This window comes from Dactylosporangium thailandense (assembly GCF_059739745.1).
In genome coordinates this window covers 1,229,491-1,241,612 of sequence record NZ_AP029195.1, presented here as the reverse complement: position 1 = coordinate 1,241,612, position 12,122 = coordinate 1,229,491, and the positions used below count along the sequence as shown (strand labels likewise).

Genomic DNA, 12,122 nt, shown 5'->3' with positions numbered 1-12,122 from the left:
GTCCACTCTGGACGGTCGCCCGAGCACGCTGGCGCACGGGCCGGGCCGTTCGCCTATTGTCGCTGGGATGAGAGCCCGCACGGTCGTCTCGGCCGCCGTTCTGGCCGCGGCCGCCAGCTATGCCGAGACGTCGGTGGTGAGCCGGGCCTTCGCCGCCTGCGACGTGGGCATCAACGCGGGCGCGAACAACGCCTTCCTGCTGTTCATCGCGATGCCCGTGCTGTGGGTCGTGCAGACGGCGCTCGTCGCCGGCAGTGCCCCGCTGCTGTCGCGACTCTCCCCCAGCCGGGCGGTGACGACCGCTGCGACGGCCGCGCTCGCGCTGGCGGTCCTGGCCCTGGTGGCCTACGGCTTCTTCTTCTGGGCGGGCCTGCCACTGACCGACGCGGTGAGCTGTCCGGGAGGCCACGAGCCAGCCTGGTGGCCGTCCTGGCTCCCGCCCGCGCCGCACCCCTACTACCGCTGACAGACGGCCCGGCGTGACCACCCGCGGACCTGGCCTGCTACCTGGCGCCGACGGGGCCGGCAGACGGCTCAGCGTCACCATCCGCAGGCCCGGCCACGGCCCCCGCCGCACCCCTGCTGTCCGGCGCCGACGGGCTGGCAGGCGGCTCGGGCGTGGCCATCCGCGGACCTGACAGTGGCCGCCCGGGCGGCCACGAGCCGAAAGGCTCACAGATAATTCGGGGTGACCATCAGCGGACCTGGCAGCGTCGGCGCGCAGCGCCAAGCGGTGTCTGGCGGGAGCGACGGTCCTCACCCCGACGGACCCGAGTCATGCCCTGGCAATTGACCGTGGCTCTCAGCGGCTTGCCGGACGTTCACGACGCCCTGCTGCACGGGCGCTATCGAAAGCGCGGCGCGGCGGCCCCGCGGTGCCAGCAGGCCGCGGGGCCGGGGCCGCGTGCCGAGGGCTACTCGGCCGTGCTCTTCCGCGAGGGCTCGTCGTCGTCCTCGGTCAGGTCGTCGTCCAGGTCGGCGAAGGCGTGCTCGTCCAGCCGGTCGACCACCCGGTCGCCCGCGGCCAGCGCGAACGGCCCGGCGCCGTCGTTGTCCTCGTACGTCTCCGGGTCGAGCGGCGTCTCCACCTCGGCCACGATGACCACCCCGTCGAGCGACTCGAGCTCGGGGATGTCCAGCGCCCCCAGCGACCCGTCGCCGGCCTGCATGAGCTCGAGGACGGCCTCGCCGACGGTCTCGACCGCGGCGCCGTCGCCGTCGCCCGGGTTGGCGCGCCGGGCCGCCTCGGCCACCGCGAGCAGGGCGCCGACGCTCGGGATGCGGTAGTCGCGGCGCTGGCGCACCGAGATCACCCGCGGGTGCGGGTCCTCGGCCTCGGCCCCGTCGACGATCCCGACGCCGAACTGGCGGTCGGCCTCCTCCGGGTCGATCGCCTCGACGTCCCACGGAGTGACCTCGCCGAACTCGTCGAGCAGCAGCTCGTCGTAGCTGTTGGAGGCGTTGTTGAGCTCCACGTAGGCGCGCCACACCACGTCGTCGTCGGCCCGGCCGCCCGCGGCCTTGACCGCGGCAAGGTGCTCGCGGGCCGCCGCGATCACGCGCTCGAGCGCGGCGTCAAGCTCCGCGTGCCGGTCGGTCATGATGAGATCCCCCTGAGAAAAGATGAGTTAGGACTGCTGCAGGAACCGGTCGAGCACTCGCACGCCGAACTGTAGTCCCTCGACGGGTACGCGCTCGTCAATGCCATGGAACAACGCGCCGAAGTTCAGGTCGGCGGGAAGGCGCAGTGGCGAGAAGCCGAAGCAGCGAATGCCCAGCTTGGCGAACTGCTTGGCGTCGGTTCCGCCACTGAGCATGTAGGGCACCGGGATCGCGCCCGGGTCCTCGGCCCGCAGCGCCGCCGACATCGCCTCGACCAGCGCCCCGTCGAACGTGGTCTCGAGCGCCGCCTGGCGGTGGATGTATTCCAGCTCGATGTCCGGCCCGACGATGCGCCGCAGTTCCTCCTCGAACAGCTCCGACTGGCCGGGCAGCGTCCGGCAGTCGATGGTGGCCGAGGCCCTGCCGGGGATGACGTTGTCCTTGTAGCCCGCGGCGAGGCGGGTCGGGTTCGCGGTGTTGCGCAGCGTCGCGCCGATGATCATCGCGATCGGGCCGATCTTGCCGACGGCCGCCTCGGGGTCGTCGAGGTCGAGCTCGATGCCGAGGATCTGCGAGACCTGCTCCAGGAACGCCCGCACGGTCGGGGTGAGCACGACCGGGAAGCGGTGCGTGCCGACCCGCGCGACCGCCTCGGCCAGCGCCGTGACCGCGTTGTCGTCGTTGATCATCGAGCCGTGGCCGGGCCGGCCCTTCGCGTGCAGGCGCAGCCAGTCGATGCCCTTCTGCGCGGTCTCGATGAGGTAGAGCCGCTGGTCCCCGCCGACGCTCACCGAGAACCCGCCGACCTCGCCGATCGCCTCGGTGACGCCGTCGAAGAGCCCGGGATGGCGATCCACCAGGTGCTGCGCGCCATAGGTGCTGCCGGCCTCCTCGTCGGCGACGAACGCGAGCACGACGTCCCGCGGGGGCTTGCGGCCCTCCCGCTTCATCCGCCGGACCAGCGCCAGCACCATGGCGTCGAAGTCCTTCATGTCGATCGCGCCCCGGCCCCACAGGTAGCCGTCCTTGATCTCGCCGCCGAACGGGTCGACCGACCACTCGGAGGCGTCGGCGGGCACGACGTCGAGGTGGCCGTGGATCAGCAGCGCGTCCCGCGACGGGTCCTCACCCTCGAAGCGCGCCACGACGCTCGCCCGGCCCGGCTCGCTCTCGTAGATCTCGGGCTGGAAACCGACCTCGGCGAGCTTCTCCGCCACGTACTCCGCCGCGACCCGTTCCCCGGTGCTCGTGTCGAGGTCGCCGGTGTTCGTGGTGTCGATGCGCAGCAGGTCCCGGCAGATTTCGATGACTTCGTCGGCGGCGGGGTCGGTGGCGTCCATGAGGAAGTCATATCAGGCGGGACCGACAGTTTTCCGCGTGGTCCGGCGACGACTACCCAGAGTCGTCGCCGGACTACCCTGAGGTCCTACCAGCCGAAGCCGGCCGCGTAGGTGAGCGAGGCGAGCACCGCCTGACCCGACGCGTTCGGGTGGAAGTAATCCCAGGTAGAGACCTGCGAGAGGGTGAATTGGTAGCCGAAGACGGCCCCACCGTCGTACTTGCAGTTGGCCCCGTAGGCGGTACAGGCTGAGGCGAGTTGCCCGTTGAAGTCGGCGACGCGCTGGCGCACCCGGTCCCGCCGGGCGGCGTCGGCCGCGGCCGTGGATGAGGGGTTGGCGAGCATGGACTGACACACGCCGAAGAGCGACCACACGCCGCGCGCGGACGAGCTGGCGCTGCCCACCTGCCAGAGGCGCTTGATGTCCGGGATGCTGATGAGCTGGATCTTCGCGTCCGGCAGCCCGGCCTTGAGCGTGCCCAGCGCGGAGTCCAGCGCCGAGCGGAACGCGGCGACGCTCGTCATCGACGCCTCCGAGCTCGTGCAGGCGTCGTTGGCGCCGATGAGGATGGTGACGTACGCCGCACCCTGGCTCACCACCGTCGCGGCCTGCCCGGGCATGTCGGCGACCTTGGCCCCGGACTTGGCATCGTTGAGGTTGTGGCCGTTGATCGCCGGGTTCACGGCCTTGATGCGCAGGTACTGGCTGTTCACGGCGGAGTCGGTGCCGGTGCTGAACGATCGGCTCGGGCAGTCGACGTACCACCCGCAGGCGTTGAAGCCGCGGCTGATCGAGTCGCCCATCGAGGCGATGGAGCCGGGCGGCGGGCCCGGAGCCGCGGCCGCCGGGGTGGCGGTGCCCAGCTGCGCGGCGAGGAGAGCGGTGGCGGTGAGAGCGGCGAGGGCGGCGGACCCCCGCCAGGTCGACGACATGGCGGCCCCTTCCATCTTCATTGACAGATGTGAATGAGATGGTACCGACGGGTAACCTGCCGTTTCAAGAAGTTGGCGCCCGGGTACATCGGCAACCGTGAGCGGACTTCCTCTGCCGCCCCTCCCGGGCGCGCCCGACGACGAGCACGACGCCATGGGTCGCAGCATGATCGACCTGCTGGACGAGGAACACGAACAGCTCGACCGGCTGTGCACCCGCGCCGAGACCGAGCCGGCCGCGTCCGACGTCCTCGTGGCCACCCTGGCCCGGCACCTGTCAGCCGAGGAGCAATACCTGATTCCGGCAGTTTCCGCGGTACTGCCCGAAGGCCCCGACATCGCCTCCCGCGAACTCGCCGCCGACGCCGAACTCCTAGCGGCCCTGCGCCGCCTGCACACGTCCGCCGACAAGGCCGCCCTGCGGGCCGTCACCGACCACGTGCGCTCACACACCCACACCGCGGCCGCACTCTTCCCGGCACTGCGCTCGCGGTGCACGTCCGAGGAGCTGGTACGCCTGGGCAACCGCGTGGAGATCGCGCGCTCGGCCGCCCCGACGCGCCCCCACCCCGGCACCCCGTCCACCCCGCCGCTGAACAAGCTCGTGGACCCTGCCCTAGGCGTGGTGGACAAGGTGATGGACGTCCTGACCCGCCGTACGACCTGGGAAGAAGATCTCTGAGAACCCGAAGTTTATCGATCACTACCCACGGGGTAAACCCGACGTAGACGCGAGGCGACCGGCTCCCCCCTCCGGTCGCCTCCGCGCGTCGGCCCCCCGATTCGTCAAGATCCGGGGTGACCGTGTAAAGTCTCGCGTGGCCGTTGAAGCGGAGCCGGAAGGCACCGAGTACAATTGGCCAGCCGGTCGAAGTGGCGGAATGGCAGACGCGCTAGCTTGAGGTGCTAGTGCCCTTTATCGGGCGTGGGGGTTCAAGTCCCCCCTTCGACACACAAACGTTGCACACATGCCACATCTGACGGGCGAGTGTTCGGGTGCCTTCCGACACTCGCCTGTAGCGTTCACGCGACGTCCGCTGAGTCCCCGCGAAGGCGGGTGGACCGCATGACGGGGTCCACGATCCCAGCGGTGATTCCGTCCTCGGCAGCCGCGCCGGCACGGTCGTCCATTCTCGGGCAGCGACGAGTGCTGCCGTTGGCGCAGCAGCAGGCGCGGCGTAGCCGATCGACGGTGTACGGGTTGGCCGCCGTCGACAATCGGGGCCGGATCGCCGACAGCGCCTTGTTCCGCACGCTGGGCTGGCTCCCCGGCATCCGGCTGCAGGTCCGGGAACACTGCGGATTCGTGCTGGTCAACGCCGACCAGCAAGGCGTCCTGAGCATCAATCGCCAGGGTCACCTCCAGTTACCGGTCGCGGTGCGACGGTGGTGCGACCTCGCCCCCGGCGACAAGGTGTTGCTGGCCGCCGAACCCGACCAGCAGCTGCTGATCGTGCACCCACCGGCCACGCTCGACTCCATGATCACCTGCGCGTACGGCATCCTCGGCGGTGATGTGGCATGACGCAACCGGCCATGCCGTCTGCGGGTGCCGCCGAGCTGGACGCCGCTCGCCTGTTGCTCGCCAGGCTCGGGGTGTCACCGGCGGACCTGCTCGGCCTCGTCGACACCCGTCCGCCGGCACCGACCTTCGCCGAATACGTTCCGGTGGTCGCGGCAGCGGTCACTGACGCCAGCCGCCGGGCGTACCGAAGCTACTGGAACCGGGCCCTGGAGCATTGGGCCGACCGGCGCCTCGACGAGATCAGACCCTCCGACATCGAACGCCTGGCGGAGTACGTCAAGGCGCATGTGGTCGCCCGCCGCAACGCGCGCGGCGGGCGCAGCGCCGCGGAGAACCTCATCACCGCCCTGCGCTGTCTCTACAACCGGGCCGTCGCCGACGGGCACCTCACCGAGGCCGACAACCCGGCACGGAAGGTGGCCAAGCCCCGCCGCCTGCCCAGCACCCGGCGGGCGGTACCGGACGCGCGGCTGCTCGAGATCAACGCCGCGGCGGCAGGCAGCGGCGATGATCCGGTCCTGGACTGCTTGCTGCTGCGGCTGCACACGGAGACGGCGTGCCGCCGCGGCGGGGCGCTCACGCTGCGACCCGCGGACCTCGATCCTGAGCAGTGCCTGATTCTGTTGCGGGAGAAGGGCGACACCGTCCGGTGGCAGCCGGTCTCCCCCACCCTCATGCGGCACCTGCAGCAGCACGTGGAAGAACGGCACGCGCCTGCGACCGGTCAGCTGCTGCGGTACCGCAACGGTGACCCGATCACCTACCGTCGCCTCGACCACCTGTGGGCCAGGATCGGCAGGCAGCTGCCGTGGGTGATGACGCAGCAGATCAGCACGCACTGGTTGCGACACACGACATTGACGTGGGTGGAACGCAACTTCGGCTACGCCGTCGCCCGTGCCTACGCCGGCCACTCCACCACTGGCGGTGACACCGGAACGACCGCCACGTACGTGCGAGCCAGCGTCCACGAGGTTGCGGCGGCGCTCGCGGCGCTCACCGGCGAATCGCACCCTCTGCAGCTGTCCGACGCGTGACCTTTCGTGGGCGGCCTGCCCGCAGCCGTGCGGGCAGGCCACACGCGGTGACACGGGGTGGTACGTGGTGACACCTCCCCCGCCGCCGAGTTCCGGGGCAGCATCGGAGTGTCGCTCCGAATGCTGGGCGGCGGGGTGATCGCCGTTGCGGAAGCGAGGTGGATCAAGATGTTGCACGAGGGTGGCCCCAGCGCCACGGCACCGGGACTACCCATGGCACAGCTGGACCTACGGCCTGCCGAAAGCAGCTCGCACTACGTCGTCACCGCGGTCGACGTTCGGGGACGGCTCGCGGACCGCTCCGGACTGCAGGCGCTGGCGTGGTCGCCCGGCCACCTGATTTCGATCCAGGTCACCCCAGTGACGGCGATCGTCAAGGGATGCACCGACGGGCCACATACCATCACCCGTCAAGGTCATCTCCGGCTACGCTCCTCGGCACGGCATGCGTTGGGCCTGCAAGCAGGTGCCAGAGTGCTCCTGGTCGCGCAGCCCGAGCACGACCTGCTGGTCATCTACCCGATCCCCGTGCTCGAAGCGATGCTGCAGCGGCACGACCTCGTTCCCGGCCACGAGGGCTGGGCATGACCGCGTCGCCGTCGGCGCGGAAACGCGCCGAGCTAGACACGGTACGGGTCCTGCTCACACAGCTCGGCATCACGCCCGAGGAACTGCTCAGCAATCCTGTCACTCGTGAGATGCCGACGTTCGCCGAGTACATCGACCGGGTCGCGGAGGCCGTGACGCCCGGCACACGCAACGCGTACGGATCGTACTGGCGGCGTATCAGTGCAGTGTGGGGTAGTCGCCGGCTCGACGAGCCCAGCCCGCTGGAAATCAAGGCGTTGTCGGAGCAGGCGAAAACAACTGCCGTCGTGCGGGCGAACTCTCGTGGCGGCCGGACCGCGGCCGAGCACGTCATCTCAGCGCTGAGGTGCCTGTATCAGCACGCCGTCGCCGACGGACTCCTCGCCGAGGCAGACAATCCCGCGAAGCGCGTTGCCAAGCCGCGTCGCCTGGCCAGCACGCGCCATGCGCTCACCGACGCGCAGCTCGCCGAGATCGTCGCGGTGTCGGCGACGACCGGCAACGACCCCGAGCTCGACAGTCTGCTCATCCGTCTGCACACCGAGACGGCCTGCCGCAGAGGCGGCGGCCTGGCCTTGCGACCAGTTGACCTGGATCACGGGCAATGCCTGATCCGGCTTCGGGAGAAGGGCGAGACCGTCCGGTGGCAGCCGGTCTCCCCCACCCTCATGCGCCACCTCCTCCGCCACGCGGAAGAACGCGGCGACGGTGACCCGCGCGGCCAACTCCTGCGCTACCGCGACCGGCAACCAATCACCAGCCGCCGGTATGACCACCTGTGGGTTCGCGCGGGCCGGCACCTGCCGTGGGTCGCCACCCAGCAGATCAGCACCCACTGGATCCGGCACACGACCCTGACTTGGGTCGAGCGCCACTTCGGATACGCCGTGGCCAAGGCGTTCGCCGGCCATAACGGCCGCGGCGACGCCGGCACCACCGCCACCTACGTCCGCGCGGACCTGCACGAGGTCGCCCGGGCCACCGCCGCGCTCACCGGCGAACATCACCCACTCGCCGTGCCGGCACCCACATCACCAGGAAGTGGCACCCGGTGGCACCTTCCTGCCGGGTGAGGCGACGAGCACCGTCAACAGCGATCTACCAATCACGCCGAACCGCAACCGAACGGGGACGACCGCATGACGCGCTATGCCATCGACGTGCAACGCAGTGAACTTCACGCCGTTTGGAGCACTGGCTTCGCCGACACGACACAGCAGGCCGCAGTGTTGCCTCCCGGCGTGTCGCAAGACGAGGCCGGAGCGCTCGCCGCCGCACTGACCGGCCTGTCGGTCGCCCTCTGGCGTCGCTATACGCACCCGTCCACCGAAACGTACGCCGACGAGGAAGCGAGCGGAGGCTGGCAGCGACACGAAACACGAGCCATGTTCGGCGACGTGGCCGCGGCAATCCGGAACCCGAATCTCCCCGTCGACGGCATGCTCATCGCCTCGTACGACCTGGTCGAGGAGAACGCCCACCGCGTCGGCAGAGCACTGCACGCAATCGGCTCCAAGGCCCTCACCGACTCGGTCGCAGGAGACATCGAGTTCGAACTTGCGGCAGTCGCCGACGCAGAGGCAGACCATCTCGCCGGGAGGGCACTGCAGGCGATCTCCCTGACCCGCCAGAAAGCCTCACCCGTGCAAATCGCCACGGCAGATCAACTCCTGCACCGCAGTCTCCTCAAGTCCGACGAACTGCTGCAAACTGTTGACCCGACATCTGCTGCCGTCGCGGCCGCGCACTGGCTGCACGCAGCCGCAGAGGTCGTCGCTGAGCACCTCGGCGTCCCGCCAGCCGCTGTCATCCGGGAAGCCGACACCATCGAAGCGACTCCACAGGAGACGCCTATCACGGTGCTGGAGCTGATGGACCGCCGAGCCTCACCGCAGAAGGCCGTCACCGCCCTCATCCAAGACGCCATGCTCGTGGCCGAGGGGTTGCTGCCCAACGCGGACACCGCCGTCTGGGCCGTCAACAGGCACGGCGCCGGACGAAAACGCACACCAGCGCGGAGCCGGTGCGGCTCACGCCGCTCGACCCGCGGCGGCCGTCCCGGGATCTGCTTGAGGACCTGCTCGCAGGCATCCGCGGTTGCTGGCTCGTCTACCCGCAATGCGTCGACTACGACGGCTTGGGCGAGGTGGATGAGTCTGACATCGACGAGATGTTCGTCGCCGCAACTCGCGCACGGGCTTCCCAACGGCAGAGCCGACTGACCGAACAGTGAGCGTCGGGCGGGTGAAGGGAATCGAACCCGTCCTCCACCGGTCCTGTTGACCTGCACAAACACTAACTGCCCTGGTTTGTCCCTGTCTATAGGCTCCTCTACCGGCACCTAGCGTCCCTGGTGTTCCCGGCCGTGTTCCCACGGGAACACCGTTGATCTTGGCGGGCCGGCCGATCACCTCGTCGTCCTGTCGAGTCGAGACATTTCCGAGCACGGCACCGCTAGGGCGCAAGCTACTCCGCGCCTTGCGAACTCTTCGCGACGCGTGAATACACTGTGCACATGCCCGTTCAGAGTCCCTCAAGCGAAAAGCCTGCACGACGGGGCGAATCGTTAGTGAGATTGAGTCGAGATGTTGTCGTGAATATAGTCGCCAACCTCGCCGCGGCGGCCATCATCTATTTAGTCGGCATCGGGATAGGTTTCCTACCAAAAAACGCCGCTGCGGCGACTGCTGCGGTCACGTTCCTAGCCAGCCTAGGTGGAATCATTCTAATGTCATTGACTCTATATGTGATGATAAGCATACGTTTGATGCGCAAGCCCCGTATGCGCTACTTTCGAATAGCTTCTTACCTTTTTGCGAGCACACTCACCGTCTCTGGAATTTTCTTTCTCGGGTTGCCGCTCGGCGGAGACCATGCAACCGACCCTCAGGCGTTGATCTTTTACATACCTGGCGTTTCGATGCTCATCTTCGGAATTTATGCCTTCTGGAAGCCGGTGATACAGCCGCGGGAAACCCCCGAAGACCAGTAAACACGCCGACGTGGAGTAGACCAGTCGGCGGCAAGCGCCACCGCCGGCCACACAGGCCGCCCGTCGGGCTCCCGGTAGTCGCACGGAAATCACACGATTAGCTTCTCGCCGTCTTCCGGGTCTTCGATAAACTGCATGAACATTCGGCCAAGTAGCGTCAGCTTATCCAGCCTCACGTCATGAGCGAAGTATTCGTTTTCCTGGTCGTATCCCGATTCACTGAGTGCACTATAGTCGAGCAATCCTTCTTCCTTAAGGCGTTCGCACTCCCTGTCGAAGAGGGCTGCCATATCGCCGTGCCACCCGCCGCCGGACGGCGTCGGCAAGAGCAGTTTGGAAATGGCAGCCACCGCCACCAGATCCGAACCCGACGCGGCCACGTAGCCAACGTCCTCGCGGTACTTTCGATCTGACAGGAACTTGAGAAGCCGCAAGGACATTGGGGGGAAACGGTCGATCAACTCGAAGAATATATGCTGGCGATCTTCATTATGGTCAGCCGCCAGGGCGGTGTTGAGCACTGCATTGCGTAAAGCCGTTCGTTTGTCCTGACGGCTCCGGGCAGCAATCCGTACCCCGGCCCCGAGCGCGTCCACAAAGGCTTCGTTTTCGGCCAGGGTCTCGAAACTGCCGACGCGGCACTCAAGGCTACGCAAGCGTTGCGCCAAATCGGCTAGCCACACTTCCATTCGTCGAAGTTGTGGCCGCGCAAGTGTCTCGCCGACAATAATCTGGGCAGCTCCACCGACGACAGGAATCAAGGACAACAGAACTTCAGCACTCTTGCTCAGTCCGTAGTGGCGGTCACTCTGCGAGGGCGGCTCCAGCTCCATGGCCGCAATTATTAACGATGCCGTCCACTCGATTCACCCGATCGGGTGGACGTGGCTCGAATGTGATATCTGCTCATGCCGCAGACGGCGCACACCGTGGCCGGCCGCGTCCGCCGCACCCGCCCGTCCGCTCATGGGAGGCCGAGTACTTAAGTAGACGGAAGCGGGGCTCACCCGCCACGCCCTCGACGCAGCCCTTGCAGCAACCGCGATCCGTGAGCCCCTGGAGGCGGACCGGCCTGCAAGGGCTTTCGGCTTGCCCCGTGTGGCGCGCCTCGGCGGACCAGTCTCCCTCATCCGGAGGCCCTAACCTCGGCCCTTCATTGAGGCCGTCCGTGGTTCATGATCAGAAATGAGGAAGTGCCTCCCATCTGAGATGATCTGGCTTGTCGAAGGCTCTGATCACCTGCCACGGAAGGCACTTACCGAGTGAAGGCTACCCGAACGCGGCACATGAAAGACCGAGGCTAGAGACGTGGCCGCGCGTCATATATGCACGCAGCACAGGGTCCGCAGGAGTAGCGTACGCGTCACCGTCGGACAGGAGTAGCGGTGAATCGTCTTCCCGCAGCCCGAGAGTTGGCCGCCGCCGTTTCCTCCGCTCGGACACATAAGCGTCAGCGTGTTGCCGACTCCGTCGCCTTCTTGGTGTCCCGCAGAGCCGACCTCGCCCAGTACGACAGCGTCGATCATCTTGCGCAGATTGGATTCGAATCGTCGCCAGCACCAACGGCGGTACGTGCGGCACTCCATCATCTGACCGAGATCCGCAGCGAGCTGGCTATACGTATAAGGAAGCGGCAGCTCTACTCGGCATTTCCGAGTCCAAGCTGCATAAGGCGGTCGCGGGTGGACTGATGTCTTTCCACCGCGTCGCCGGAGGTCGTCTGGTGCGATTCACCGAGGACGACCTCCGGACCGCGTTCAAGCCGGTGCCGGCAACGCCAGCCGACGGGACGGCGAGTCGCCGCCGGGCACCGCGCCGGCGGTCTCGTTGAAGCGAGATCGCCGGCCGGCAACTCGACGAAGCCCTCACTCACGGTCCCAACCCCCTCCACCTCACCGCCGTGTTCGGCTTCCACGACAACACCGCAATCCGCTACGCCCAAGCCGCCCGCCTCATCCTCGAATCAGACGCCGAACGCAACCACCCCAGTTCACCCTGAACCCGGCGGCCCCCGCCCGCTCAACAGCGATAGACCCCCGAGTTCCCGATGAAGAACCCTCAGTTCGCCTAAACCCACGGCGGAGGAACGGTGCCGTAGTGATGACC

At 67.8% G+C, this 12,122-nt stretch carries 13 protein-coding genes and 1 tRNA gene; 10 read left to right on the top strand and 4 right to left on the bottom strand.

Going from position 1 to position 12,122, the window contains the following annotated elements; all coding sequences use genetic code 11:
• The first annotated feature begins 67 nt into the window (after positions 1-67).
• Positions 68-466 (top strand): hypothetical protein, encoded by a 399-nt coding sequence (locus AC6JBM_RS05260; RefSeq protein ID WP_497982494.1) that lies wholly within the window; start codon positions 68-70, stop codon positions 464-466.
• 448 nt (positions 467-914) lie between these two features.
• Here AC6JBM_RS05260 and AC6JBM_RS05255 read toward each other — a convergent pair whose 3' ends face one another.
• From AC6JBM_RS05255 to AC6JBM_RS05245, 3 genes are all read right to left on the bottom strand, one after another.
• Positions 915-1,601 (bottom strand): hypothetical protein, encoded by a 687-nt coding sequence (locus AC6JBM_RS05255; RefSeq protein ID WP_350626849.1) that lies wholly within the window; start codon positions 1,599-1,601, stop codon positions 915-917.
• 27 nt (positions 1,602-1,628) lie between these two features.
• The gene (locus AC6JBM_RS05250; protein ID WP_497982493.1) at positions 1,629-2,942 is read right to left on the bottom strand and encodes a M20/M25/M40 family metallo-hydrolase; all 1,314 of its coding nucleotides are present in this window, start codon (positions 2,940-2,942) and stop codon (positions 1,629-1,631) included.
• An 86-nt stretch (positions 2,943-3,028) separates the two neighbouring features.
• Positions 3,029-3,895: an SGNH/GDSL hydrolase family protein gene (locus tag AC6JBM_RS05245; protein ID WP_497982492.1), complete on the bottom strand. Its 867-nt coding sequence runs from the start codon at positions 3,893-3,895 to the stop codon at positions 3,029-3,031.
• A 76-nt stretch (positions 3,896-3,971) separates the two neighbouring features.
• Between AC6JBM_RS05245 and AC6JBM_RS05240 the strand changes: the two genes are divergently transcribed.
• The 8 genes from AC6JBM_RS05240 to AC6JBM_RS05205 all read left to right on the top strand — a co-directional run bounded on the left by AC6JBM_RS05240 (position 3,972) and on the right by AC6JBM_RS05205 (position 10,016).
• Positions 3,972-4,556, top strand: a complete 585-nt coding sequence (locus AC6JBM_RS05240; RefSeq protein WP_497982491.1) for a hemerythrin domain-containing protein — start codon at positions 3,972-3,974, stop codon at positions 4,554-4,556.
• A gap of 185 nt (positions 4,557-4,741) precedes the next feature.
• A tRNA-Leu gene (locus AC6JBM_RS05235) sits at positions 4,742-4,826 on the top strand.
• A gap of 138 nt (positions 4,827-4,964) precedes the next feature.
• Positions 4,965-5,399, top strand: coding sequence for a hypothetical protein (locus AC6JBM_RS05230; protein WP_497982490.1), 435 nt, complete (start codon positions 4,965-4,967; stop codon positions 5,397-5,399).
• Positions 5,396-6,436 carry a tyrosine-type recombinase/integrase gene (locus AC6JBM_RS05225; protein ID WP_497982489.1) on the top strand — a complete coding sequence of 347 codons (1,041 nt, stop codon included), beginning with the start codon at positions 5,396-5,398 and terminating at the stop codon, positions 6,434-6,436. Before AC6JBM_RS05230 ends, AC6JBM_RS05225 begins: the two co-directional genes overlap by 4 nt.
• A gap of 213 nt (positions 6,437-6,649) precedes the next feature.
• A complete protein-coding gene (locus AC6JBM_RS05220) occupies positions 6,650-7,024 on the top strand; it encodes a hypothetical protein (protein WP_497982488.1) in 375 nt (124 codons plus the stop codon).
• Complete coding sequence (locus tag AC6JBM_RS05215; RefSeq protein WP_497982487.1) at positions 7,021-8,097, top strand: tyrosine-type recombinase/integrase; 1,077 nt, start codon at positions 7,021-7,023, stop codon at positions 8,095-8,097. Before AC6JBM_RS05220 ends, AC6JBM_RS05215 begins: the two co-directional genes overlap by 4 nt.
• Positions 8,098-8,163: 66 nt before the next feature.
• Positions 8,164-9,246 carry a hypothetical protein gene (locus tag AC6JBM_RS05210; RefSeq protein WP_497982486.1) on the top strand — a complete coding sequence of 361 codons (1,083 nt, stop codon included), beginning with the start codon at positions 8,164-8,166 and terminating at the stop codon, positions 9,244-9,246.
• Positions 9,247-9,539: 293 nt separating this feature from the next.
• Positions 9,540-10,016 (top strand): hypothetical protein, encoded by a 477-nt coding sequence (locus AC6JBM_RS05205; RefSeq protein ID WP_497982485.1) that lies wholly within the window; start codon positions 9,540-9,542, stop codon positions 10,014-10,016.
• Between the two features lie 89 nt (positions 10,017-10,105).
• Here AC6JBM_RS05205 and AC6JBM_RS05200 read toward each other — a convergent pair whose 3' ends face one another.
• The gene (locus tag AC6JBM_RS05200) at positions 10,106-10,849 is read right to left on the bottom strand and encodes a hypothetical protein (protein WP_497982484.1); all 744 of its coding nucleotides are present in this window, start codon (positions 10,847-10,849) and stop codon (positions 10,106-10,108) included.
• A gap of 707 nt (positions 10,850-11,556) precedes the next feature.
• Between AC6JBM_RS05200 and AC6JBM_RS05195 the strand changes: the two genes are divergently transcribed.
• A complete protein-coding gene (locus AC6JBM_RS05195) occupies positions 11,557-11,847 on the top strand; it encodes a helix-turn-helix domain-containing protein (protein ID WP_497986416.1) in 291 nt (96 codons plus the stop codon).
• The last annotated feature ends 275 nt before the right edge of the window (positions 11,848-12,122 follow it).